Annotated in this window: 22 protein-coding genes; 3 read left to right on the top strand and 19 right to left on the bottom strand. The window is 74.3% G+C overall.

The window, feature by feature from the left end; all coding sequences use genetic code 11:
* Positions 1-2: 2 nt before the first annotated feature.
* The 18 genes from ABZ495_RS13740 to ABZ495_RS13655 form a co-directional block, all read right to left on the bottom strand.
* Complete coding sequence (locus ABZ495_RS13740) at positions 3-938, bottom strand: aldo/keto reductase (protein WP_359835824.1); 936 nt, start codon at positions 936-938, stop codon at positions 3-5.
* Positions 935-2428: a GMC family oxidoreductase gene (locus ABZ495_RS13735; RefSeq protein ID WP_359835822.1), complete on the bottom strand. Its 1494-nt coding sequence runs from the start codon at positions 2426-2428 to the stop codon at positions 935-937. Before ABZ495_RS13735 ends, ABZ495_RS13740 begins: the two co-directional genes overlap by 4 nt.
* A complete protein-coding gene (locus tag ABZ495_RS13730; RefSeq protein ID WP_359806665.1) occupies positions 2425-3351 on the bottom strand; it encodes an adenosine kinase in 927 nt (308 codons plus the stop codon). Before ABZ495_RS13730 ends, ABZ495_RS13735 begins: the two co-directional genes overlap by 4 nt.
* A gap of 172 nt (positions 3352-3523) precedes the next feature.
* Entirely contained in the window at positions 3524-5623 is a 2100-nt protein-coding gene (malQ, locus tag ABZ495_RS13725; RefSeq protein ID WP_359835820.1) for a 4-alpha-glucanotransferase, read from the bottom strand.
* Complete coding sequence (locus ABZ495_RS13720; protein WP_359806660.1) at positions 5607-6515, bottom strand: Cof-type HAD-IIB family hydrolase; 909 nt, start codon at positions 6513-6515, stop codon at positions 5607-5609. Before ABZ495_RS13720 ends, malQ begins: the two co-directional genes overlap by 17 nt.
* A 3-nt stretch (positions 6516-6518) precedes the next feature.
* Entirely contained in the window at positions 6519-8678 is a 2160-nt protein-coding gene (locus ABZ495_RS13715; protein WP_359835818.1) for a glycogen/starch synthase, read from the bottom strand.
* Between the two features lie 38 nt (positions 8679-8716).
* A complete protein-coding gene (locus ABZ495_RS13710) occupies positions 8717-9259 on the bottom strand; it encodes an NUDIX hydrolase (protein WP_359806654.1) in 543 nt (180 codons plus the stop codon).
* The gene (locus tag ABZ495_RS13705) at positions 9256-10143 is read right to left on the bottom strand and encodes a sugar nucleotide-binding protein (protein ID WP_359806651.1); all 888 of its coding nucleotides are present in this window, start codon (positions 10141-10143) and stop codon (positions 9256-9258) included. The genes ABZ495_RS13710 and ABZ495_RS13705 overlap by 4 nt, the downstream gene beginning before the upstream one ends.
* Positions 10140-11168: an ROK family protein gene (locus ABZ495_RS13700; RefSeq protein ID WP_359806648.1), complete on the bottom strand. Its 1029-nt coding sequence runs from the start codon at positions 11166-11168 to the stop codon at positions 10140-10142. Before ABZ495_RS13700 ends, ABZ495_RS13705 begins: the two co-directional genes overlap by 4 nt.
* Positions 11161-12261, bottom strand: coding sequence for a sugar phosphate nucleotidyltransferase (locus tag ABZ495_RS13695; protein ID WP_359806645.1), 1101 nt, complete (start codon positions 12259-12261; stop codon positions 11161-11163). Before ABZ495_RS13695 ends, ABZ495_RS13700 begins: the two co-directional genes overlap by 8 nt.
* Entirely contained in the window at positions 12254-14359 is a 2106-nt protein-coding gene (locus ABZ495_RS13690) for a glycosyltransferase (protein ID WP_359806643.1), read from the bottom strand. Before ABZ495_RS13690 ends, ABZ495_RS13695 begins: the two co-directional genes overlap by 8 nt.
* Before the next feature lie 5 nt (positions 14360-14364).
* A complete protein-coding gene (locus tag ABZ495_RS13685) occupies positions 14365-15831 on the bottom strand; it encodes a hypothetical protein (RefSeq protein ID WP_359806640.1) in 1467 nt (488 codons plus the stop codon).
* A 2-nt stretch (positions 15832-15833) separates the two neighbouring features.
* Complete coding sequence (locus ABZ495_RS13680; protein WP_329485290.1) at positions 15834-16640, bottom strand: ABC-2 family transporter protein; 807 nt, start codon at positions 16638-16640, stop codon at positions 15834-15836.
* Complete coding sequence (locus tag ABZ495_RS13675; RefSeq protein WP_359835816.1) at positions 16637-17482, bottom strand: ABC-2 family transporter protein; 846 nt, start codon at positions 17480-17482, stop codon at positions 16637-16639. The genes ABZ495_RS13680 and ABZ495_RS13675 overlap by 4 nt, the downstream gene beginning before the upstream one ends.
* Complete coding sequence (locus ABZ495_RS13670) at positions 17479-18495, bottom strand: ATP-binding cassette domain-containing protein (RefSeq protein WP_359806633.1); 1017 nt, start codon at positions 18493-18495, stop codon at positions 17479-17481. Before ABZ495_RS13670 ends, ABZ495_RS13675 begins: the two co-directional genes overlap by 4 nt.
* Positions 18492-19793, bottom strand: a complete 1302-nt coding sequence (locus tag ABZ495_RS13665; protein WP_359835814.1) for an aminotransferase class III-fold pyridoxal phosphate-dependent enzyme — start codon at positions 19791-19793, stop codon at positions 18492-18494. Before ABZ495_RS13665 ends, ABZ495_RS13670 begins: the two co-directional genes overlap by 4 nt.
* Positions 19790-20197 (bottom strand): cupin domain-containing protein, encoded by a 408-nt coding sequence (locus tag ABZ495_RS13660; RefSeq protein ID WP_329485294.1) that lies wholly within the window; start codon positions 20195-20197, stop codon positions 19790-19792. The genes ABZ495_RS13665 and ABZ495_RS13660 overlap by 4 nt, the downstream gene beginning before the upstream one ends.
* Positions 20198-20264: 67 nt before the next feature.
* Positions 20265-21485: a sedoheptulose 7-phosphate cyclase gene (locus ABZ495_RS13655; RefSeq protein ID WP_359835812.1), complete on the bottom strand. Its 1221-nt coding sequence runs from the start codon at positions 21483-21485 to the stop codon at positions 20265-20267.
* A gap of 176 nt (positions 21486-21661) precedes the next feature.
* Between ABZ495_RS13655 and ABZ495_RS13650 the strand changes: the two genes are divergently transcribed.
* The 3 genes from ABZ495_RS13650 to ABZ495_RS13640 all read left to right on the top strand — a co-directional run bounded on the left by ABZ495_RS13650 (position 21662) and on the right by ABZ495_RS13640 (position 24451).
* Entirely contained in the window at positions 21662-23323 is a 1662-nt protein-coding gene (locus tag ABZ495_RS13650; RefSeq protein ID WP_359806625.1) for a glycoside hydrolase family 13 protein, read from the top strand.
* Between the two features lie 132 nt (positions 23324-23455).
* Positions 23456-23890: an Hsp20/alpha crystallin family protein gene (locus ABZ495_RS13645; protein ID WP_359835810.1), complete on the top strand. Its 435-nt coding sequence runs from the start codon at positions 23456-23458 to the stop codon at positions 23888-23890.
* A 162-nt stretch (positions 23891-24052) separates the two neighbouring features.
* Positions 24053-24451 (top strand): DUF2267 domain-containing protein, encoded by a 399-nt coding sequence (locus ABZ495_RS13640; protein WP_329485298.1) that lies wholly within the window; start codon positions 24053-24055, stop codon positions 24449-24451.
* Positions 24452-24551: 100 nt separating this feature from the next.
* Here ABZ495_RS13640 and ABZ495_RS13635 read toward each other — a convergent pair.
* On the bottom strand, positions 24552-24823 hold a 272-nt coding region (locus ABZ495_RS13635; protein WP_359835808.1), incomplete at its 5' end, for a carbohydrate-binding domain-containing protein.

Below are 24823 nucleotides of genomic sequence, written 5' to 3'. Positions count from 1 at the left end.
GATCAGGGCAGCGGGGCGCCGCGGGCGGCGATCCACAGCTCGTACCACTCCTCGTGGCTGAGCTCCGGCTCGCGCAGCACGGCGTCGCGGCAGGCCGCGATGCGTTCGGGGCGGGCGGTGCCGATGACCGGCGCGATGCCGGCCGGGTGGCGCTGGAGCCACCACAGCACGATCGTCTCCGGCGTCGTCGCCCTGCGCTCGGCGAGCCTGCCGACGAGTTCACCGGCCGGCGTCGGCTCGCTGCCGGTGAAGCGGCCCCGGGCCAGGGCGCCCCAGGCCTGGAGCCGGATCCCGTGGGCGGCGCAGTACTCGACCGTCCCGTGCGGGAAGCCGTTCGAGGCGGCGGCGGAGGTGTTGACCAGGACGCCGGCCTCGACCCAGTCCCGGCGGTCCAGGCTCATCTCCAGCTGGTTGACGACCAGGGGCACGTCGAGCACCGACTGGAGCCGGGCGATCTGCGCGGCGCTCATGTTGGACACGCCGAACCGCCGTACCAGGCCCTGCCGGTGGAGCGAGCCGAGGGCCTCGGCGATCTCCTCCGGGCCGGCCAGCGGGTCGGGCCGGTGCAGCAGCAGCACGTCGAGGCTGTCGGTGCGCAGCCGGGTCAGGCTCTCCTCCACCCGTCGGAGGATGCTCGGCCCCCGCAGGTCGTAGTGGCCCGGCCGCCCGCCTTCGGGGAGCCTGATGCCGCACTTGGTCTGCAGGGTGATGCGCTCCCGCAGGCCGGGGGTGCGGGCGAGCACCTCGCCGAAGACCGCCTCGGACTTGCCGTACCGGTAGATGTCGGCGTGGTCGAAGGCGGTGATCCCGGCGTCCAGCGCGGCGCCGACCGCCGCCTCGGCGTGGTCGATGTCCGTCGCCGTGTACGGGCTGTCGTCCCAGCTGCCGCCGAGGCCCATGCATCCGTACAGGACGCGGTCGGCGGTGGCCCCGGTCATGCCGCTCCTCCGATCAGGTCCGCCAGCATCTCCGCGACGGCGAGCACCGGAAGCTGGGTGTTCGCCGCCGGGACGGTCGGCAGGACGGAGGCGTCGACGATCCGCAGGTTCGCCACGCCGCGTACCCGGGCCTCGCCGTCGACCACCGCCAGGGGGTCGTCCGGCGCTCCCATGGCGCAGGTGCCGACGGGGTGCCAGTAGGTGCCGAGCCGACCGCGCAGGTCCTGGTCGGACAGGTCCCGGGCGGGGTGGCCCCGGACCGGACCGGCCAGTGGCTTCAGGGCTGCCGTCGCGGCCATCCGCTCGACGATCTCCAGGCCCGAGCGCAGGACGGCGAGGTCGTGGCCGCCTTCGTCGGTGAGGAAGCCGGGGTCGATCTCGGGGGCTGCGGCGGGGTCGGCGGACGCCAGCCGCACGGTGCCGCGCGAGGTCGGTTTCATGACGAAGGCGGAGATGCCCGCCTCGTACCGGCCCGGCGGGAGCTTGCCGAACAGCGGCGGGCCGGCGACGGGCAGGATGTGGAGGTCCCAGGAGTCGTCCGGGCAGAGTTCGCCGGCCGCCCGGACCAGCATCCGGCTGACGTACAGGTCGCCATCGGCCTCCTTCGCGGCGAGCGCCGCGTTCAGCTCGTCGGTCGGGGCCAGCGGCACGAAGACGCCGGGCTGGTCGGTGAGGTTCGATCCGACCCCGGGGAGGTCGATCTCGGGGCGGACGCCGACCGTCCGCAGGTGGTCCGCCGGGCCGACCCCGCTGCGCATCAGCACCGCGGGCGAGCCGAAGGTGCCGCAGGCCAGCAGGTAGGCGTCGGCGACGAGGGTCTCGTGCCGGCCGCCGATGTCGACGCGGACGCCGCGGACCCGGCCGTCCCCGATGTCCAGCCGGTCCACGGCGGCTCCGGCGAGGACGGTCAGGTTCGGCCTCGCGCGTGCCGCGTCCAGGTAGGCGAAGGCGGCGTTGTGGCGCACTCCGTCGAAGGCGTTGAGCAGGGGCGTGCCGTAACCGGGCCCGCCCGGGGTGCCCATGTCCACCTCCCGGAAGCCGAGTTCCGCGGCCGCCGCCAGGGCGGCGCGGCTCCACGGTGAGAACTCGCGCTCCGGTACCCGGCGCAGGCCCATCTGTTCGACCGCCGCGAGGCGGTACGGCTCCAGCGCCGCGGCCGTCCAGCGCGGACCGCCGGTCCGGGCCCACTCGGCGTGGTCGGCCTCGGATCCCCAGGTGTTCCAACAGCCGTTGATGCAGGAGGAGCCGCCGAGGACGCGGGCGCGGATGCGGTGCGCCGGGGCGTGCCGCTCCCACACCTCCTCGCGCGGCAGGGCGCGGGCGTTCAGCACCTTCGCCGGCCAGTCCTGCCGGTCGGGGCCGAAGTCGGGACCGGCCTCGACCAGGCAGACGGTGCGGTCCGGGTCCTCGCTCAGACGGGCCGCCAGCACGCAGCCGGCCACTCCCCCGCCGAGGACGATCACGTCGTAGCCGGCCGGTGTGCCCGTCACGCGCCCGCTCCCGCTGCCGCGGCGTCGAGTTCGGCGAGGCGGGCGAGGAGTGCGTCCCGGCCGATGGAGTCGGTGCCGGTCGCCGGCACGGTGCAGGCGAAGGCTCCGGCGATCGCGCCGTACCGGGCGCAGCGCGCCGCCGGCTCACCGGACAGCCAGCCGAGCAGGAAGCCCGACGCGAAGGCGTCGCCCGCGCCGTTGGAGTCGATCACCGGTGCGGGCGGGGTGACGACCGGCACGTGGGTGATCTCCCCGTCGACGAGCAGGTACGCGCCTTCGGCGCCGGCGGTGGCGACGACCACCCGGGCCCGGCCGCGTTCGGCGATCTGCCGCATGGTCCGCTCGGGGTCCGCCAGGGCGGTGGTGGACACGAACACGACGTCGGCCTCGTGGGCGAACGGCTCGTGGTAGGGGTTGGTGCCGTCCCAGTTGTGCAGGTCGGTGGAGAGGGTCAGGCCGGCCTCGCGCAGCAGCGGCAGGGCGAAGGCGCAGGGATAGGTGATCGAGACGTGCGCGTGGCGGCTCACCGCGGCCAGCGCCCGGACGGTCTCCTCGGGCAGCCGGTCCGCCTCGTGCGAGCGGCTGTCGTCGTAGAGCGACAGGCGCCGCCCGTCGGGGCCGACCAGGTTGACGGCGCGCTTGGTGCCGCCCGGCAGCGGGACCTCGGTGAGCGGGATCCCCCGGTCGCGGTGCAGGGCCCGGATCAGGTCGCCCGCGTGGTCGGCGCCGATCATGTCGAGGTGGTGGGTGCGCAGGCCCAGCGCGCTCAGGCCGAGGGCGACGAAGTCGCCGGTCTGGCCTGCCCGCATCTCGATCCTGGGCACCATGTAGCTGTCGGCGAACGGGAGCGGCAGCTCGGGCACGTACACGATCGTGTCGACACCGGCGCCTCCCAGGACGAGGACGTCTGTCTCGGTGCTCATGGGTGTTCCTCTCGGACGTAGGGTCCGGGTGGCGGTGGCCGTGGGCCCCCACCCGGTGGTGGGCCGCTCCCCCGGCGGGCGGGTCGGCGGGGCGGTGCGGCGGACGGGCAGGGTCCCGCGGACGGCTCCGGCGTGAGCCGTCACCCGGTCGAACGCGGGGCCGCCCCGGACGTCACGGGGCGGCCGGCAGGTCCCGGTAGACCTCGGCGACGGCACGGGGACCCGGCAGGACGGCCAGCTCCTCCAGGGTGAGCGGCCGGCCGGCCGGATCGGCTATGGGCAGCCGCCAGTTGGGGTACTCGTCGACCGTGCCGGGCAGGTTCTGCGGGCGGCGGTCCCCCACCGTGTCGGGCAGCCAGACGCCCAGCAGCTTCGCCGGGGTGAGCGCGAGGAACCGGTGCAGGCCGAGCACCTCCCGGCTCGGCACCTCCGGGCCCGGAACCTCCCCGGTCCGCGGGCCGGGTGCGCCGAGTGCGCCGGCCCGCTCCGCCTCGGCGAGCCAGCCGGCGCTCTCGGCCGCCGCCGCGGCCGCGGCCTGCTCCACCGGTTCGGCGAGCAGGCCGAGCTTCTCGTGCAGGCCGACGTGGTCACCGTCCAGCCAGGCGGCGGTGCTGGGCAGGTCGTGGGTGGTGAGGGTGGCCAGGCAGCCGTCGCGCCACTCCTCGGGCGGGAGCGGACCGGAGCGCTGTTCCGAGCCCCCGAGGTACTCGAAGCGAAGCACGGACGTACCGAGGATCCCCCGGTCCGTCAGCTCCTCGCGGACTCCGCGCTCGACGGTGCCCAGGTCCTCGCCGATCACCATGCTGCCGGCCCGGTGCGCCTCCAGGGCGAGCACGCCCAGCATCGCCTCGTGGTCGTACCGGACGTAGGCGCCCTCGGCGGCCCGCGCCCCGGCGGGTACCCACCAGAGCCGGAACAGCCCCATGATGTGGTCCAGCCGCAGTGCGCCGGAGCGGTGCAGCGTGCCGCGCAGCACCTCGGCGAACGGCGCGTACCCGGCCTCGGCGAGCGTGTCGGGCCGCCAGGGCGGCAGACCCCAGTCCTGGCCGTGCGGGTTGAAGTCGTCGGCCGGGCAGCCGACCGTCATGCCCTCGGCGAGGTAGCGCCGCAGGCTCCAGGCGTCCGCGCCCTCGGGATCGACGCCGACCGCCAGGTCGTGCATCAGCCCGATGGCCATGCCCGCCCCGGTCGCGGCCCGCTGCGCCTCGCCGAGCTGTTCGTCGACCAGCCAGGCGACCCTGCGGTGGAACTCGATCCGGCCGGCCAGCTCGCGCCGGGCGCCGGCGACGTCGGGCCCGTCGGGGCTGCGCAGCCCGGCGGGCCATGACCGCCACCGGGTGCCGTGCACCTCGGCGAGGGCGCACCAGGTCGCGAAGTCGGTCAGCCCCGGACCCTCCGTGTCGGTGTACCGCCGGTAGGCGGCCTGCCGGGCCGCGTCGAGCGGTACCCGGTGGAGGAGTTCCAGGGCGCGGAACTTGAGGTCGCGGACGGCCGCCCGGTCGATCAGTGCGCCGGTGAGGACGGCCTCGCGCAGCCGGCCCCCGCTCGCGGCCAGCTCCTCGACGGCGGCCCGGTCGGCGGGTGACAGGGCCGCGTACTCGGGTACCGCCTCGATGCGCAGGTTCATCGGGTCGGGGTAGCGCCGGCTGCTGGGCCGGTACGGGGACGGGTCGGGCAGCGGGCCGGGCACGTACGCGTGGAGCGGGTTGAGCTGGACGAAGTCGGCGCCGAGGGCGCCGGCCCAGCGGCCCAGGTCGGCCAGGTCGCCGAGGTCGCCCATGCCCCAGGAGCGCGCGGAGAGCACCGAGTAGAGCTGGGCCAGGAATCCCCAGCCGCGCCCGGCGGGACCGGCCAGCCGGGTGGGCGCGACCAGCAGCGGGGCGGCCTCCCGCCGGCCGGCCCGCTCGGCGTGGAGGGTGTGGCGGCCGACCGGGAGTTCGGCGAGGTCCGTGCCGAGGTCGCGGACGGGCCTGGTCCGGCCGTCCTCCGTCTCGACCAGCAGGTCGGTGCGGGGCGGTGTCCGCAGGTCGGCGCGCGGGCGTCCGGAGCGGAGCACGACGCTGGGCGGGAGCAGGCGTTCGGCGAGGGCGCGCCGGCGCTCGGAGAGGGCCGCCCGGACGGAGCCGCCGGTGGCGGCGTCGACGCCCAGGGCGGCCAGCACGGCCCGCAGCGTGTCCGGGGAGGTCTCGATCCGTCGGCCGACGTCGGTGGTCCAGTGGGTGGAGACGCCGTGCAGTTCGGCCAGTTCGGACAGCTCACGCGTGGGCGACATCGGTCGGACTCTCCCGTCGGTGGGTGGTGGATGGGGCGGCGGCGGGCCGGTCGGCGGCGGATCGACCGGCGTCGGGCGGGAAGAACCGTTCGAGCACCACCGCGACCCCGTCCTCCTCGTTGCTGGGGGCCGTTTCGTCCGCGCGGCGCCGGAGTTCGGCGTGGGCGTTGCCCATGGCGACTCCGTATCCGGCCCACTCGATCATCGGGATGTCGTTGGGCATGTCGCCGAACGCGATGGTGTCGGCGGGGGTGAAGCCGAGCAGGGCGGCCGCGGCGGCCAGTCCGCTCGCCTTGCTGACTCCGGCGGGGAGCAGCTCCACCAGCCCCTCGCCGGAGTGGGTGACGGCGACCTCGTCCGCGCAGACCCGTCGGGCCAGCGCGGCGAGCTCGTCGTCGCCCAGGTGGTCGTGCCGGATCAGCACCTTGTCCACGGGCCGCGCCCAGAGGTCGTCCGGGCTCTCGGCCAGCCGCCAGCCGTGCCGCAGGCGGCTCTCGAACCCCGGTGTGACCAGGAAGTCCCCGGTCAGGCCGGCGGTCACCACCGCGAGTCGCAGCGGCCCCGCCTGCTCGGCGATGCGCGCGACCAGGGGTCGCACGGTCGGACCGTGCAGGCCCTGCGAGGACAGCAGCCGGTCGGCGCCGACGTCGTAGAGCTGGGCGCCCTGGCCGCAGACCGCCAGTCCCCGGTAGTCGAGTCGTTCCAGCAGGGTCCGGCAGCCGGCCGCTGCCCGGCCGGTGACCACCAGGTGGAGGGCGCCGGACGCCTCGGCCCGCGCGAGCGCGGCCCGCGTCCGGGCGGAGAGGCTGAGGTCGCCGCGCAGTAGCGTCCCGTCCAGGTCGGTGGCGACCACCCCGAAGGGCGGCGGACGGCGGCAGGTGGGTGCGGTCATGGGTCAGTCCCTCTCCAGTCCGGCGCCGACCGGCGTGACCCGCCGGGGGGTTTCCAGCGGGCACTCGTCCCAGGCGGAGCGGCCGTCGCGCAGCCGCAGCAGGAGGACCAGCGGCCCCTGCGGCCGCTCCCGCAGCACGGTGGTGAAGTGCCCCTCGGCCCCGGCCAGCCGGTGCTCGCCGGTCGGCAGTACGAGCAGCACGCTCTCGGCGTGCGGCAGGCGGTAGTCGATCCGCAGGCCGTCGCCGACCGGCTCGACCAGGCAGCGCCCGTCCACGAGGGCGGTTCGGCCCGGGTCGTCCAGGAGGACGGCGAGTTCGGCGCAGCGGGCGAAGTCGGCCCTGGCGTACGCGGCGGCGAACAGCTGCTCCAGCGCGGTCCGGTCCACCGCCGGCACACATCTGCGGTAGTTCGCCAGGTCACCGCGGCCGAGCGCCGATTCGGCGATCTCGCGCCGGTGGGTGACCCAGTCGGTGTCGGCCAGGCTCTCGAACCAGCCGTACCCGGCGGCCCGCTCCGGCGTCAGTCCGGGCAGGACTCCGGCGGCGGCGGCCGCGAAGGTCGCCAGCCGGGTGGTGGCGGCCTTGCGCCAGGTGAATCGGCGGGCGAGCGCACGGGAGTTGTCGGAGAGGCGGCGGTACTCGGCCGGGTCCTCGCGGTGGATCCGGGCGGCCTCCAGGATCCGGTCCGTCAGGGCGGCGGCGAGCAGCGGGTCGTCCTCGGTGAACGAGCGGGGGACGGCGAAGCCGGTGGCGTCCGGGTGTTCGCGCGGCAGCTGGTGCCGGTAGTGGGTGGTGACCTCCTGTGCGGTGCCGATCGGCACCGCGCCGCAGGCCATCAGCTGTCCCTGGGCGATCAGGAAGGAGTCCAGCTCGAACTTGGACGGGAAGAGGCAGAAGTCGGCCGCCACGGCCTCCCGGTGGAGCACGTCCTCACCGGCCATGGACCAGTCCAGCCGGACCCGCCCGGGGTGACGGTTCGCGACCTCCTCGAAGAAGGGGTCGCCGACCGGGCTGACCACGCCGTCCCCGCCGGCCGCGACGGCGCAGCGGACGACGAAGTTGATGTCCGGGTCGACGGCGAGCACGGCGTCGATCGCCCGGAACAGTTCGACCTGCCCCTTGTGGTGCACGGAGAAACGGGCCACGTGGTAGAAGGTCGGCAGGGCCGGGTCCAGCCCGCGGGCGGTGAGCAGTCGCGCGCGGTCGGCCCCGGCCGGGTCGCGGGCCAGCCAGCCGTCGGGCACGGCGCAGCCGCCGACGAACTGGCGGGCCGCCGACTCCCGGACGATCCGCGCGACGGTCAGGTCCTGGAAGGCGCGTTCGAAGGGCGTGTCCCGGAAGGTGGAGTAGAAGTCCAGCTGACCGGGGGTGAGGAAGTCCAGCAGGTCGCAGTTGGCGGCGACGAGCGCGTAGTAGCCGATGCCGTCGGCGGTGGGGCGGTCGGCCAGGTGGGTGCTGGGCAGTTGGGAGGTCATCGCCGCGGCGAGCCGGCCGGTGGCCGGCGGGTCGGCGAGCGCGTCCAGGTCGGCGTCGGTGTCGAACAGTTCCAGCAGCCGCTCCAGCTGCGGCCGGTGGACCTGCTGGTTGATCGGCATGTTGCTGGCCAGGGTGCTGACCACCAGGAAGCGCGGGTCGGTGCGCAGCACCGGCGGCAGCAGGTAGTGGTAGTAGGGCTCGTAGGCCTGCACCACCGCGGGCTCCGCGCCCAGGTCGAGGTGGGCGCGCAGGAAGCGCAGGCCGGAGACCTGGAAGACGAGCGGCTTGAAGAAGGCCAGGTCGTGGCCCTCGCTCGTGCGGGCCGGGTAGATCCGCTCGGGCAGCAGGTCGAGGTACTCGTCGGACAGGAAGTAGATGTCGACGCCCTCGTGCCGGAGCCGGTGGGCGCGGGTGGTGAGCCGGAGTTCGAGCTCGGCGGGGTGGCCGGGCCAGACGGCGCGGTCGAGTACCAGCGGCACGGTGTGCCGGTCGACGTGGTCCAGTTCCTCCAGCTCGTAGTGGGCCCTGAGGTGTTCGAGGCAGCCGTGCGCCGGGGTGATCACGGAGACGCGGTGACCCTGGTCGGCGAACTCGCGGGCCAGGTTCCACACCAGTGAGGCGAGGCCGCCACGCATGAGGCGGATGTCGAAGCCCACGCTCTCGAAGGCGAATTTGACGATGTGCACCGCCGGGTCCTCTCTGTCGTCGCGTCGGTCGTGCTGTCTCAGGCCTCGCCGGGGGCGTGCAGCGTGAGCAGGGTGTGCGCGGCCAGGGTGGCGGCGTCGGTGATCCGTCCGGACCGGACGAGGGCGCGCCATTCCTCCGGATCGGCCCAGCGCTGGACCATGTCCGCCTCGGAGGCCTCCCGCTCCGGCTCCCCCGCCGTCAGCTGTTCCGCCAGGAAGACGTGGCAGCCCTGGCTGGAGTAGCCGTAGGCGACGTGCAGCCGGCCCAGGTAGGTCATCCGGGCGGCCCGCAGGCCGGTCTCCTCGCGCAGTTCGGCGCGGGCCAGGTCGAGCGGGGCCTCGCCGCGGTGGCCCTCGGGCCAGGAGCCCTGCGGGAACTCCCAGTACCGGCCGCCGGCCGGGTAGCGGTACTGCTCCACCAGGTGCACCCGGCCGTCCTGGCGGGGGACGACCAGGGCGTAGTCGGGTTTGTCGACCACCCCGTACCGGCCGGCGCTGCCGTCGGCCCGTTCGATGTCGTCCTCGCGGACGGTCATCCACGGATTGCGGTAGACCTCGCGGGAGCGGACGGTGCGGATCACGGGTTGTCCTCCAGCAGGGCTCGGGTGCCCTCGGCGACTCCGCGCACCCGCAGGCCGTGGGCGGCCAGGAAGCCGGCCAGCCGGTCGCTGGTCAGGCAGGTGTTGGTGGGGCGGCTGGCGTAGCGGCCGGCGGCCTTGGGCACCTTGCGGACCAGCGAGCGGGGCACGCCGAGGCCGTCGGCGACGGCCTCGGCCCAGGCCGCCCGGGAGATCCGGTCGGGGCCGCCCAGGTGCAGCAGCGGGGGCGCCGCGCCGGCCAGCGCGGCGGCGGTGACGGCGGCGACGTCCTCGACCAGGACGGGTGTCGTCCACTGGTCGTCCGGGGCCTCCACCGGCTCGCCCCGGCGCAGGCTGTGGGCGCAGGCCGAGAAGAAGTTGAGCCACTTCCCCGCGTCGGCCGGCTCCCAGCCGTAGATCAGGCTGACCCGCAGCACGGTGGCGCCGGGTGTGCGTCCGACGATCCGCTCGGCCCGCAGCTTGGCCCGGCCGTAGGCGTTCGCGGGGGTGGTGGGCGCGTTCTCGTCATTGGCCGGCGAGCTGCCGTCGAAGACGTTGTCGGTGGAGATCAGCACCGTCCGGCAGCCGGGTGCGGCGGCCGTGAGGTTGGCCGCCGCGGCCGTGTGCAGGTCGGCGGCGCGTTCGGGGTTGGCCTCGCACCAGGTCACGTCGGAGGGGCCGTGCACGAGCACCAGCCGGTCGGGGCGGACCTGCTCCACCACCCGGGCGCAGGACCGGGCGTCGGCCGCGTCGAGCGCCACCCAGGGGGCGGGCGGGGCGGTGAGCGGGTGCCGGGAGGCCAGCACGGGGCGGTCGCCGGAGGCGGCCAGCCGGGTGGCGACGGCGCGTCCGACGAAGCCGCTGCCGACGATCAGGGTGCGGGTCACCGGGCGGCCACCGCCTGCCGGGCGGTGCCGCGGGCGGTGAGCAGCCGGCCGGCGCCGATCAGCCCGTGGTCGTCGTCCGGCTCGCCGAGGACGACCATCCGGCCGATCTCCTCGGCGCTCAGGCCGAAGCAGCCGAGCCGTCGGAGCTCCTCGGTGAGCAGTTCGACGAAGCGCGGGCCGACGGCCAGGGCGAAGCCGCCCATCAGGACGTAGCGCCGTACGCCGATCGAGGCGAAGACGGAGGTGATCGCGGAGGCGAGGTGGGCGAGGCCGCCCCGCAGCACGGCGGTGGCGAACGCGTCGCCGGCGCGGACGGCGGCGACCAGGGCGCGGTTGTCGAGCCGCGCGGGGTCGGGCGCGTCCTGCGCGAGCCGGGAGCCGGCGTAGCCGGCCGGGTCGGCGAGGGCCGCGCGGCGGGCGGCGGCCTGCATGCCGCGGCCCGAGGCGATGGCGCCGAGGTGGCCGCGTCCGCCGCAGTCGCAGCGCGGTGCCCGCGGGGACGGGTCGCTCGTCCAGTGGCCGAGCTCGCCGCCGTGCCCCTCGGGGTCGAGCAGCACCTCTCCGGCGCGGTAGACCTTGCTGCCGATCCCGGAGCTCACCGTGATCAGGCAGAACGGCTGCCGGCCCTCGGTGGCGACGTACCGCCAGACGGCGGCCGTCAGGTCGTTGACGACGACGACCGGGAGGCCGAGCCGCTCCTCCAGCAGCAGGCGCAGCGGCAGGGGTTCGCCGCGGCCGCCCCAGACGGTGGGTGCGGTCATCACGCGGCCGTCGGCCGTGACGGGGCCCGCGAAGGCGAGCGCCAGGGCGCTGCTGCGGTGGCGCCGCACGGCCCGGCCGGCCAGTTCGGACAGTTGCGCGACGATCCGGTCCTGCAGTTCGGGCACCGGCGCGCCGGGGTGCCGGTCCATGCCCTCGGTGGGGGTGCGGCGGATGTCGGTGAGCGCGTCGGTGGCGGTGTCGTAGCGGGCGATCCGCAGGGTGGTTCCGCCGAGGTCGGCGACGGTGAAGGCGGACTCAGACACGGGCCCCTCCCCGGGCGTACTCCATGGGCTGCACGTAGCCGTCCTCCAGGACGACCGCCGAGTCGATCTCGGCTCCCGCGGGCACGCTCGCGCCGGGCAGCAGGACGCTGCGGCGCACCACCGCCCCGGCGCCGATCCGCACGCCCGGGAAGGCGACGCTGTGCTCGATCCGGCCGTGGTTGGCCAGGTCGGCGGGCACCACGCTGCGCTCGACGCCCGGCGCGCGGACGACCAGGCCGCGCGCCGTCGCGGGCCGGACCGTGAGCGGCAGCCGGTCGAGGGGCAGGGTCGGGCCGTCCCCCACCATGGCCAGGTGGGCCCGGTGGTAGCGCTCGACGGTGCCGATGTCCTCCCAGTGCCCGGGGACTTCGTGACCGAGGATCCGCTCGCCCCCGGCGAGCATGGCGGGGATGACGTCGCGGCTGATGTCGTGCTGCCAGTCGGTGCCGTCGAGGTGCTCCAGGTAGCGGTGCAGCACCGTCGCGTCGAAGACGCAGAAGGCGGCGAACACCAGGTCGCTGGTCGGCTCGGCGGGCTTCTCCACGAAGCCGGTCAGCCGCCCGGCGGCGTCGAACTCGACCATTCCGAAGAGGTGGACGAAGCGGCGTTCGATCCGCTGGTAGGCCACGGTGAGCGCGGCGCCGGTGCGGCGGTGCCGCTCGATCAGCGGGCGGTAGTCGAAGCGGTAGACGTGGTCCGCGTGCAGCACCAGCACCTCGCTGGTGCCGGGGCCGAAGACGTAGCGGGCCTTGCGGATCAGGGCGTCCGCGGTGCCCCGCTCCGGCGGCCCGTCGGGGCGGACGAGCGCGCTCGCCCCGCCGTCGCGGTAGGCCCGGTCGTAGGGGCCGAAGTGCACCCGGAAGCCGGGGCGCCACCACGTCCGGTGCAGGTCGTCCATCAGCTGCTTCTCCTCGTACTGGGAGAGCAGCAGCACCTCGCCCAGGCCGGAGGCGGCGGCGTTGGCGAGCGAGAAGTCGATCAGGCGGCAGGCGCCGCCGAAGGGCACCAGCGGCTTGAGCCGGCCGTGGCCGAGCCGGCCCATCCGGCGGCCCTCGCCGCCGGCCAGCAGGACGGTGCGCACGGAGTCAGCCATGTCGGATCACGTCCCAGGTCGCGCGGCCGGTGGTGAGGGTGAGCAGGAAGTGCAGGTCCTCGCCGGGGGCCGGCAGCGGGCAGGTGAACACGTCGCCGCTGCGGTCGAGCTGGTGCACGATCACCTGTCGGCGGCCCGGTCCCGGCGGGGCGAGCCGGACCAGTTCGACCCGCTCGGCGTGCGGCAGCCGGTAGACGACCGAGCCGTCCTCGACGGTGCAGCGCCCGTCCAGCCTGGCGCGCAGCGCCGGGTCGCGGTCCGCGGTCGGCTCGCAGCGGACGAAGTCGGCGCGGGCCCAGGCCGCTTCGAACAGGGCGCGGTCGGTCGCCGGGTCCGGTTGGTGGCAGCGCCGGTGGGCCTCGGCGTCGCCGAGCCGGGCGGCGGCCTCGGCCACGGCGGCCCGGTCGCTCTCGTACGCCTCGTCCGGCAGCAGGTCGAACCAGCCGTGCCGGAGCACGCGGTCCAGGCCCAGCTCCGGCGAGCGTCCCTCCCAGAGCGGGGTGAAGGCCGCCACGTGCAGGTCGGCGGCGTGACTCCAGGTGAACCGCCGGGCGTTGGCGACCGCGTTGGCGCGCAGCCGGCGGTACTCCTCCGGCCGCTCGCGCAGCAGTGCCGCGGCCTGGTGGATGCGCCGGGCGAGGGCGTCGGCGAGCAGGGGGTCGTCCTCGGCGAACGAGCGGTTGACGGCGAAGCCGGTGGCCCGCTCGGCCTCGGGGCCGGCCAGCGGGTCGGCGACGTGTCCGAAGTGCGCCATGCCGCGCTGGGCGGTGGCGATCGGCACCGCGCCCGCGGCCATCGCCTCGCCCTGGGCGATCAGGAAGGTGTCCATCTCGAACTTGGACGGGAAGAGGCAGAAGTCCGAGGACGCCGCGTACTCGACGATCCGCCGCTCGTCGACGCGCTGCCACTCCAGGTGCACGCGGCCCTCGTGGCGTCGCACCACGTCGTGGACGTAGGGGTCGTCGATCCCGGAGTCGCTGATGCAGCGCAGCACGAAGTTGGCGTCCAGGCCCTCGTTCAGGACCCGGTCGACGGCGCGGAACAGTTCGACCTGCCCCTTGTGGTTCACCGCGTAGCGCGCGTTGTGGAAGAAGGTCGGCCGGGCGGGGTCGAGCCCGAGCCCGCCCAGCACGGCGGCCCGGTCGACGGCGGGCGGCTCGCCGGTGGTCCAGGTGTCGCCGACGGCGCAGCCGCCGACGAAGCTCTTGTGGGCGTTGCGGCGCACCGTGTCGTGGATCGGCAGCCGGGTGAAGAGCTGTTCGAAGGGGGTGTCGGCGAAGTCGGTGTAGAAGTCCAGGTGGCCAGGTGAGAGGAAGTCGACCAGGTCGGCGTGGTCGGCCACCAGGTCGTACACCCGGACGTGCCCCGGGCCGTACTCGTAGTGCAGGTGCGTGAGTTGCTGGTAGCCGCTCATCACCTGCTCGTGCTCGGTGAGCGGGTGTCCGGCGTCCTCGGCGGGCAGCTCGACCCCGGCGCCGAGGAACTCCAGCAGCCGTTCCACCTTGGGACGGTAGACCTTCTTGGTGATCGGCATGTTGCTCTGCACGGTGCCCACCACCAGCTTGTCCGGGTCGTGGCGGAACGCCGCGGGCATCAGGTAGTGGTAGTACGGCTCGTGGGCGTGCAGGACGGCCTTCTCCTCGGCGAACCGCTCGCGCACGAAGCGGATGCTGTCCACCTGGTAGGCGAGCGGTTTGAAGAAGACCAGGTCGTGGCCCTTGCTCTGGTAGGGCGGGTAGAACCGGTCGGGCAGTTCGTCGAGCAGCCGGTTGGAGAGGAAGTAGAGGTCGACGCCGTCCAGGCGCAGCAGGTGCGCGGTGGTGGTCAGCGGGATCCGCACCTCGGCGGGGAAGCGCTCGCCCCAGGTCTGCGGGTCGAGGACGAGGGGCAGCTCGTACTCGTCCCGGTAGTCCAGGGTCTCCAGGTCGTGGAGGCGCCGCAGGTCGTCCAGCCGACCGTGGGCCGGGGTGACGATGGAGACGCGGTGGCCGCGGTCGGCCAGCGCCTTGGAGAGGTTCCAGAGGTAGACGGAGGTGCCGCCCTGGATGAGGCGGTGGTCGAAGCCGCCGCACTCGAAGTAGGTCTCGATGATGTGCACGGGTGTCAGTCCTTCGCCGCGGAGGCGGGGAGTCGGGCGGCCTCCACGGCGTGCCGCAGGTTGATCGCCGCGTGGTAGGCGCGGTCGTGGGCGTACGCGTAGTCGAGTTCGTGGACGAGCCGGCGCAGCCGCAGCAGCCGCCAGGCGGGGTGGCCGGCCAGCGGCCGGCCGTCGGTGATCAGCAGGTCGCCGGTGCGGGCCGCCCAGAGCCGGGCGGCGGACGTGAGCCGGGCCAGCTCGGCGACGTGCCGGGGGGTCCAGCCGGGGGTGTCCGGCGCCGCGCCGGCGGCGAGCAGCAGCGCCGTCCGGCAGGTGTCCTCGGGGTCCGTCCGGAGCGTCCGGGCCGCGTGGTCGGCCAGCTCGTCGGCGGTGAAGATCTCCAGGCCGCGTTGCAGGGCGGCGAGGTCCTGCCAGGGCGACTGCGCGGTGGACGGGTCGGCCGGGTCGGCCGCCGGGGTGGAGAGGTCGATCACGCACAGCTCCCAGCTGCCGTCCGCGCGCTCGCGGCGCAGCAGGTGGGACAGGTGCAGGTCGCCGTGGCAGGGGCCGGCCGGCCAGGGCCGCGGCGGCAGGGCGGCGATCCGCGCCAGCTCGCGGTCGAGACCGGCGGCGGCGGCCTGCCGGACGGCGACGGGGAAGCGGTCGTCGTCGAGGATCAGCGGGCGCAGCGCGGCGGTCCGCCCGGCGGTCTCGGCCAGGAAGTCGCTCGCCGGGAACTCCGGGTGCGGGCCGAGCCGTTCGGCCAGGTCCCGGTGGAACTCGTGCAGGAACCGGCCGGTCGCGCGCAGCGGCCCGGCCAGGGCGCGCTGGGAGTCGGCGACGGCGTCCTCCGGGTCGGCGCCGGCGTGCAGGAGGGGCCACATGGCGCGGATCGCGGCGCTCAGCGGAACGTTCAGGCCGTCGCCGTCGACGTAGCGGTAGAGCACGCCGAGCGGCTCCCGGCGGCCGGTGGCGGTCTCCACGTAGGCGTAGTCACCAGCCGGCTGCTGGGTCCGGCCGCCCGGTGCCATCAGGCGGAGCAGCTCGGGCTCGCGGGTGCCGACGCCGATCCGCCGGTACGTCTTGTGGGCGTGCGCGGCGCCGCCGAGGTCGAGCAGCGAGAGCGCGTTGGAGGACCAGCCCGGGTCGAACGGCAGCCGGCCGCGGTACTCGGCGGGGTCGCCGCGGAACTCGATCAGGTTGCCCCGGGCGGTGGGCAGCCGCAGGCCGTTCCGCAGGGCCCGGACGACCAGTTCGTCGTACTCGGGGGTGCGGTCGGCGCCCCGGCCGGGGTCGTCGTCCATGACGGGCACGAACCAGCGGCCGGTGCGCTCGCCGGCGGGGGCGACGATCAGCAGGCGGACGGTCTCCAGCGTGGCCTGGTCCAGGAGTTCGAACCGCCCGGCGCGGCGGCCGGTCTCGTCGATCCAGGAGGCCCGGCGCAGGAGGTCGACCGTGGCCGGCGGAAGGCTGCCGAGCAGCAGGGTGTCCATGTTCAGCTCCCGGTCATCTCGTAGCGGTCGACGCCCCGGTGCCACACCAGCAGGGCGAGTGCCGCCAGGGCGGCGGTCACCACCGGCAGCCAGCGCAGCAGGTCCGTCGCTCCGAAGAGCAGGTAGGACGCGGGGGCGTAGGCGGTGAAGGCGTAGGGCAGCAGCCAGGTGAGCAGCCACCGCAGGGAGGGGTGGTACAGGTCGAGGGGGTAGCCGGCGAAGTCGCCCAGCTGGTTGGCGGCGTACAGGGCCGGGAAGCTGTTGGTGGTCCAGAAGGACAGCGCGGCGAACGCCGTCTTGATCGAGGCGAGGATCAGGGCGCCGCACAGCACCAGCAGCGGGACGAGCAGCAGCCGGCCGGCGCTCGGGCCGAGGTCCAGCTGGTCGGCGGCGTACCAGGTGATGGCCACGCCGGTGACCAGCTCGCCGAAGCCGTCGGGGTAGAGGAAGCGTTCGGACAGCAGCGCGTACAGCGGGTGGACCGGCCGGATCAGGTACCGGTAGAACTCGCCGGACTGCACCAGGCGCCGTGCCAGGATCCACAGTTGGTCGGTGAACAGCCGGTCCAGGCCGCGCGGGAGGAGCGAGAACCCCAGCAGGAACAGCACCTGGTGGAAGTTCCATCCCGCGATCACCGGGACCTGCCGGAATACCATCCCGACCACGGCGAGCTGGCCGCCCACCCGGAGCAGCAGGCCGCCCGCCCCGAGGGCGAAGTCCATCCGGTACTCGGTCAGCCGGTGCAGGCTGACGGCGCTGAGGTACCAGGTCAGCCGGGTGTAGCGGGCCGCGGTGGTGAACGCGCTCATCCGCCCAGCACCTCCACCCTGCGGACGGCCCCGCGCCAGGCGAGGGCGGCCAGGGCGGTCAGGCCGACGGCCCAGCCGGCCTGACCGGCCAGGATCCCGGCGGCCTCGGCGGGCCCCCGGTAGTGGCCGAGCAGCAGCCGCAGCGGTCCGTCGACCAGGGCCTGGAACGGCAGCAGGTGCGCGACGGCGGCCAGCGGCCCCGGCATCAGGGCGAGCGGCACGACCTGGCCGGCGAAGAACGCGACCACGCTGTCCTTGACGATCCGCACGCCCCAGATGTTGGTGGTGACGAAGCCGGCCAGGCCGACCAGCAGGTTCATCCCGAACCCGATCACCAGCGAGAGCCCGGCGGACAGCGCGAACAGCAGCCCGCCCGCCCAGCTCGGCGCGGACAGCGGCAGCAGCAGCGCGTACAGCAGCACCACCGGGACGGCGACCGTCCCGGCGTTGACCAGGGAGACCGGCAGGCCGGCGGCGAACCGCGCCAGCGGGTAGCTGACCGGGCGCAGCAGCGAGACCGCGATGTCGCCGCGCTGGACCTCCCCGGCCACCTCCTCGTCCACCCGGCTGGCCTGGAGCAGCGCCAGCATCTGGGCGAGCAGCACGTACGTGGTCAGCTCGGGCAGGTCGTACCCGCCGGGCAGGCCGCCGGTGCGGCCCGCGTACACCGCGCGCCAGAGGAAGACCTGGAGGCCGACGGCCGTGGTCGCGGTGACCGCGTTGATCACGAAGGTCGAGCGGTACTGCAGCAGGCCCTGCAGGCTGGCGGCGGCGAACGGGGTGTAGCGGCGCCAGGTGACGGCGAGCGGGGTGCGGCAGTGCCAGGTGGCGGAGGCCGTCACAGCAGCGCCTCCCGGGGCTCGGCCCGGCCGGTGTAGATCCGGCGGAGCACCGTTTCGAGGTCGGGCTCGGGGGCGACGCAGTCGGTCACGTCGAAGTGCTCCAGCAGGAAGCCCATCACCTCCCGGGCGGACGAGTGCCGGGTCGGGTACTCGACCCGGATCCGTCCGCCCTCGACCGGCCCGGCGGTCACGCCCGGCAGCCTGTCCTCGATCATCGCGATCGCCTGGGCCGGCGCGGGCCAGCCCTGGTGCTCGAAGACGACCGCCCGCGTGTCGGCGGCGCGCAGTAGCTCGTGCACGGTGCCCTGGTGCACCACCTCGCCCCGGTTGACGACCAGGACCTGGTCGCAGATCGAGGTGATGTCGCCGATGTCGTGGCTGGTGAGCATGACGGTGGTGCCGAGTTCGGTGTTGACCCGGTTGACCAGTTCGCGCACGGCCTCCTTCAGGACCAGGTCCAGACCGACGGTCGGCTCGTCGAGGAACACGACGGCCGGATCGTGCAGCAGGCTCGCGGCCACCTCGGCGCGCATCCGCTGGCCGAGGCTCAGCTGCCGCACGGGAGTGCTGCCGAGGGCGTCGAGGTCGAGCAGCTCGCGGTAGAGCGCCATGTTGCGCCGGTAGACCGGGGCGGGGATCTCGTGGATGCGGCGCAGGATCCGGAAGGAGTCCGGGACCGGGAGGTCCCACCAGAGCTGGCTCCGCTGGCCGAACACCACGCCGATGTTGGCGGCGTTGCGGCGGCGCTCCCGGTACGGCTCCAGGCCGGCCACCAGGCAGCGGCCGGAGGTCGGGTTCATGATCCCGGTCAGCATCTTGACGGTGGTGGACTTGCCCGCCCCGTTGGCGCCGATGTAGGCGGCCCTGGCGCCGGCCGGGATCTCGAAGGAGACCCCGGAGACGGCGCGCACCAGGCGGTGCTCCCGGCTGAACAGCGTGCCGAGGCTGCCGAGCAGACCGGGCCTGCGCTCGTAGACCTTGAACTCCTTGACCAGGTTCTCCGCGACGATCACCGGCCGGCCTCCGTGACCTGCTCCAGGGCGCGCCCGAGCAGGGTGATGCCCTCCTCCAGGAGCGCCCGGTCGATGGTGAACGGCGGGGCGAGCCGGATGATGTGCCCGCCGAGCGAGGTGCGCAGTCCGAGGTCGAGGGCGGCGAGGTAGACGGCGCGGGCGATCTCGGGCGCGGGCTCCCGGCTCTCCCGGCTGCGGACGAACTCCAGCCCGTGCAGCAGTCCGAGTCCCCGGACGTCGCCGAGGACCGCGAACCGGGACTTGAGTTCGGCCAGGCGGTCGTCGAGCAGCGCGCCGAGGGTACGGACGTTCTCGATCAGGGTGTCGCGGGCCACCACCTGCAGGGTGGCCTTCGCGGCGGCGATGCCCAGCGGGTTGTTGGCGTAGGTGGAGGCGGTGGATCCGGCCCCGGCCGCCCGCGGGTGGCGCAGCACCTCCGCGCGTCCGGCCAGGACGGCGAACGGGAAGCCCGAGGCCATGCCCTTGGAGAGGGCGACCAGGTCGGGCTGGACGCCGAAGCGCTCGCTCGCCAGGAAGCTGCCGGTGCGACCGCCGCCGGTGAGGACTTCGTCGGCGACCAGCATGACCCCGTTCTGCCGGGCGCTGTCGGCGATCTGCTCCCAGTAGCCGGGCGGCGGCACGATGACTCCGGCCGCGCCGAGCACCGGCTCGAAGACCAGCGCCGACACGTTGGACTTCTCGGTGATGTGCCGCCGGACCAGCGAGGCGCACCGCACCCCGCAGGAGGGGTACTCCAGTTCGAGCGGGCAGCGGTAGCAGTACGGCGAGTAGCCGAGGATGCTGTTGCCCGCGTGGGCCTGGTTGCCGATGTCCCAGTGCACCAGCATCCGGGCGCCCTGGGTCTTGCCGTGGAAGCCGTGGCGCAGCGCGCCGATCCGGTTGCGGCCGGGGTCGGCGACGGCCTGCACGGCGCGCAGCGCGGCCTCGACGACCTCGGCCCCGGTCGAGAAGAAGCCGTAGGTGTCGAGCTGTTCGGGCAGCAGGCGGGCGAGCAGCTCGCACAGCTCGGCCCGGTCGGCGGTGGCGAAGTCGTGGACGTTCCAGAGCCGGCCGGCCTGCTCGGTGAGCGCCGCGACCACCTCGGGGTGGCAGTGGCCGAGCGACTGGGTGAGGGTTCCGGCGGCGAGGTCGATGTACTGGTCGCCGTCGAGGTCGGTGAGGACGGCGCCGCTGCCCTCGACGAACACCCGGCGCCCGAGGGCGGACTCCTCCGAGGCTCCCGGCGCGAGGCGGACGGCCTCCCGGGCCAGCAGCTCGCTCTGGCGCGGGCCGGTCACCGGGCGCCGCCCATCGGGCCGACCTCGAAGACCAGCAGCTGGAGGTCCTCGTCCGAGGCGTTGGCGAGGCCGTGCTCGCCGTACGCGCGGTTGGGGACGACGTCCCCGGCCCGGACCTCGAACTCCTCGCCGTCGAGGGTCATCAGGCCCCGGCCGGACAGGATCACGTAGGTCTCCTCGTCGTCGGCGTGGCGGTGCAGGCCGATCGAGGTGCGGGGCGGCAGCACCACCAGGTCGATGAAGGCGACGGGGGCCGGGGCGCTCTCGCCGTGGTAGGCCCGGTGGGCGAGGATCGTGCCGGCACCCCCGTGGTCGGCGTTCACCCCTCGGAGCAGGCCCTCGTGCAGGTTGGACACCCGGCTGCGGGTCACACCACGGGCCGGCGGCGGTTCGGCGGGACTCATCTCGGTGCGGGCTCCTGTCGGGGACGGGACGGACGGGGCGGACGGGGCGTCCGTCGGCGGGCCGGGTTCAGTGCGCGACGGCGAGCGGACCGGGGAGGGTTCCCGGGCGGACGGCCAGGGCGTCCAGCGCCTCCTCCAGCGCGGTGGCCGGGATGTCCTCCAGGTCGTCGACGAAGACCGCGGAGCCGATGCCGTCGGGCACCACCAGGTGCAGCCGGCGCCCGCGCCGCTCCCAGGACGCTCTCAGGGCCCGCTGCATCAGCTCGGGCGTGCAGGTCTGCGGGTCGTGCACCGGAAGGCCGAGGCGGGAGATCAGGCGGACGATCCGCTCGCAGTCCTCGGCGCCGATCACGCCGAGCACGCGGGCGAGTTCGCTGGAGATCGCCATGTCGACGGCCACCGACTCGCCGTGGGCGATCCGGTAGTCGCTGGCCGTCTCGATCACCGGCCCGAAGGTGTGCCCGAAGTCGACCAGCCGCGCCAGGTCGTGCTCGCGGAGGTTCGGGCAGAGCTCCTCCATCATCAGCGCCATGGAGGTGCGCAGTACGTAGTCCTCGACGCCGCGCCCACCGTCGGCGGACAGCCACGAGGGGGGCGGGCAGGGCTGCCGGAAGACCTCCGGGCACTCCTCCAGGGCGCGGAACAGCTGCGCGTCCTTGATGATCGCCATCTTGGCGATCTCCCCCAGCCCGCAACGGATCTGGCGCGCGGGCAAGGTCCGGAGGAAGGCCGGATCGTTGATCGACGCGTGCGCCGGGTGGTACGACCCGAGCATGTTCTTGGTGCCGAGGGCGTTGACCCCGGTCTTGACGCCGACGCCGACGTCGACCTGGCCCACCAGGGTGGTGTTGACCTTGATGTAGCGCACGCCCCGGCAGTAGACGGCCGCCGCGAAGCCCACCGTGTCGCAGGTGACGCCGCCGCCGACGGCGATCATCACGCCGCGCCGGTCCAGCCCGGCGGCCTTGGCCTCCGCGCAGATCCGCTCGACGGAGTCCATGGTCTTCTGTGCCTCGCCGCCGCCGATCACCACCACGCTCCAACTGCCCGGCGCCAGACGCTCGGCCAGGTAGCGGCGTAGCTGTTCGCCGTAGAGCCGGTCCACGGACGGGCCGAGGAAGGCGATCACCCGGCGCCCTTCGCAGTACTCGGCCAGCAGCGGGTTCCCCGGTGCGAACACGCCGTCGGTGAGGTCGACGCGGTACGAAGTCCCCTCCGGTGCACGGAGCGCGAAGCCCCCGTCGTCGGCCCGCACCCCGGGCCCGGCCCATGCTGTCTGCTCCGCCACAACACTCCTCGGATCGGCCGGTCCCTGACCGGACGTGTCGTCAACTGCGGTAACGGGCCAGAGTTAAACAGTTGATAGCCAGATATGGCAAGGATCTTCAGAAACTTGCAGCAATCTCTTGCAGAGGCTTGGGGCCGGTGCGAGCATCGAGGCTCCGCCACCCGAGGAGTCCTCAGATGACCGCACCCATGACGGCGCCGGCCCCCGCACGCACACGTTCGGACTGGTGGGAGGACGCCGTCATCTACCAGGTCTATCCGCGCAGCTTCGCCGACAGCGACGGCGACGGCTGCGGGGACCTGAACGGAATCCGCGACCGTCTGGGCCACCTGCGGGAGCTGGGTGTCGACGCGCTCTGGATCTCGCCGTTCTACACCTCGCCGCAGGCCGACGGCGGCTACGACGTGGCGGACTACCGTGCCGTCGACCCGGTGTACGGCACGGTCGGCGACGCCGACGCGCTGATCACCGACGCGCACGCCCTAGGCCTGCGGGTGATCGTCGACGTGGTCCCCAACCACTGCTCGGACCAGCACCCGTGGTTCCTGCGGGCACTGCGCGAGGGCGCCGGCTCCCCGCTGCGGTCCCGGTTCCACTTCCGCCCCGGCCGCGGCCCCGGCGGCGAGGAGCCGCCGAACGACTGGATCTCCCTGTTCGGCGGCCCCGCCTGGACGAGGACCACCGAACCCGACGGCACCCCGGGCGAGTGGTACCTGCACCTCTTCGCCGCCCAACAGCCCGACCTCAACTGGGACTGCACCGCCGTCCAGGACGAGTTCCGGTCCATCCTGCGGTTCTGGCTGGACCTCGGCGTGGACGGATTCCGGGTCGACGTCGCGCACGGCCTGGTCAAGGCCCCGGGCCTGCCCGACCTCGGGCGCTACGAACAGCTCGGCCTCCTCGGCGAAACGTCGGTACCGTACTTCGACCAGGACGGCGTCCACGAGATCTACCGGTCGTGGCGCGGCCTGCTGGAGGAGTACCCGGGCCAGCGGATCGCGGTGGCGGAGGCCTGGACCCGGACACTGGACCGCACCGCCCGCTACGTCCGCCCCGGCGAGCTCCACCAGGCCTTCAACTTCAAGTTCATGAACGCGCCCTGGGACGACGTCCGGCTGCGCGAACTGATCACGACGTCCTTGGCCGCCATGGGCACCGTCGACGCCCCCACCACCTGGACGCTCTCGAACCACGACGTCATCCGGCACGCCACCCGGTACGCGCAGGGCGACCCGGCCCGCGGCCTGCGCCGGGCCCGGGCCGCCGCGCTGCTGATGCTCGCGCTCCCCGGCTCCGCGTACCTCTACCAGGGCGAGGAGCTGGGCCTCCCCGAGGTCACCGACATCCCCGACGAGGTCCGCCGGGATCCGGCGTTCCACCGCGCCGACGGCGGCCACGGCATGCGCGACGGCTGCCGGGTCCCGCTCCCCTGGTCCGGCACCCGGGCCCCGTACGGCTTCGGCCCCGTGCCCGGCGGCCCCTCCTGGCTGCCGCAGCCCCCCGAGTGGGCCGACCTCAGCGTCGAGGCGCAGACCGGCGATCCGCGATCCGTCCTGGAGCTGTACCGCAGCGCGCTGCGCCTGCGCCGGACCCATCCCGCGCTCGGCGCCGGCCGGTCCGTCGAATGGCTGGACCTGGCACCCGGGGTGCTCGCGTTCCGGCGCGACAGCGACCAGGGCGCCGTGGTCTGCGCCGTCAACACCACCGGCGCACCGGTCCGCGTCACCGACGGCGGACTCGGCGCCCTCCTGCTCTGCTCGGCCGAACCACCGGTCACCGCGCACCCCGGCGAGGTGCTGCTGGCAGCCGACAGCACCGGCTGGTGGCTGGCCGGCTGACGAGCGTCCCCGGGGCTTGCCGCTGCCGTCACTCTATCGGCGACGCCAGAGCTTGTCATCGGATGGATGACGCGCTACAAAGGTGTCAGGTGAAGCGCACTGGCCCCCTGATCCTTCTGGAGGTGTTTCGCGATGCTGATGCGCACCGACCCGTTCCGCGAACTGGACCGTCTGACCCAGCAGTTCCTGAACACGACCGGCACCTGGTCGCGTCCGACCCCGATGCCGCTGGACGCCTACCGCACCGGCGACGAGTACGTGATGTGCTTCGACCTGCCGGGTGTGAGCCCGGACGCGATCGACATCGACGTCGAGCGGAACATGCTCACCGTCAAGGCCGAGCGCCGCCCCCGCCCCGAGGGCGACGACGTGAAGTGGGAGCTGTCCGAGCGCCCGCTCGGGATCTTCTCCCGCCAGGTGATGCTCTCGGACACCCTCGACCCGGCCGGGATCAGCGCCGACTACGACGCGGGCGTGCTGACCCTGAGGATCCCGGTCGCCGAGAAGGCCAAGCCCCGCAAGATCGCCATCGGCCACAGCGGCACCCCGAAGCAGATCCAGGCCTGACCCGCACCCCCGGAGCCGTTCCGGGCCGCCCCGCCCCTCCCCCCGCGGGGCGGCCCGGAAGACCTCGCTACGGATTCCTCCTCAGCCGCCCCGCACCACGGCACCGCTCCTGATGACACGTCCCGCACCGCGCGGGCCCCTCTCCCCCGGAAGGCCACCGTCATGACCCGGCACCGCCACCTGATCCAGCAGGTCCGCGCCCTGGGCCGCTACACCACCGACGAGGAAGCCGAGCGCGTCCTCACCGCGGTCCTCACCGTCCTCGGCTCCCAGCTCACCGGCGAGGAACGCTGCGACCTCGCCGCGGCGCTTCCCGAGCGGGCCCGCGCCCTCTTCGCCGCCCAGATCCCCCTTCCCGAACCGGTCACCGCCCCCGCCTTCGTCGAAGCCGTCGCCCGCAACCTGGGCACCAGCCTCACCGCCGCCCGCTGGGACACCTCCTCCGTCCTGGCCGCCCTCGGCGACCTCGCCGACGACCGGCTCACCGACCGCCTCCTCACCCACCTGCCCCGCGGCTACGCACTGCTGTTCGGCCGCGCGGACCTGACGATCGCCGCCTGAACGGCCCCGCGCGCCCAGGCGTCCCCGCCCCGGCCGGGCGCCCGTTCCGGAAGCTCGACCTGCCGCCCGGAGTCGCCGCGCGCGGACCAACGGCGGCCGGTCAGAGGTCGGCCCGGCCGCCGCGGACCACGCACGAGGCGCTGTTCTCCCAGCCCCACCCGTCACCGTCGGGGTCGGAGGAAGCGCTCACGCAGTACGGGTAGCCGTTCGGCGCCCTGGTCGGCAGCGGGGACGGGGTACTGCCGGTGTCGGCCCGGCCGCCGCGGACCACGCAGGAGGCGCTGTTCTCCCAGCCCCACCCGTCACCGTCGGGGTCGGAGGAAGCGCTCACGCAGTACGGGTAGCCGTTCGGCGCCCTGGTCGGCAGCGGGT

The organism is Kitasatospora sp. NPDC005748, from assembly GCF_040630735.1.
Taxonomy (GTDB): domain Bacteria; phylum Actinomycetota; class Actinomycetes; order Streptomycetales; family Streptomycetaceae; genus Kitasatospora.
Note: the sequence above shows the minus strand (reverse complement) of the source record. Positions and strands in the feature narration are given on the sequence as shown.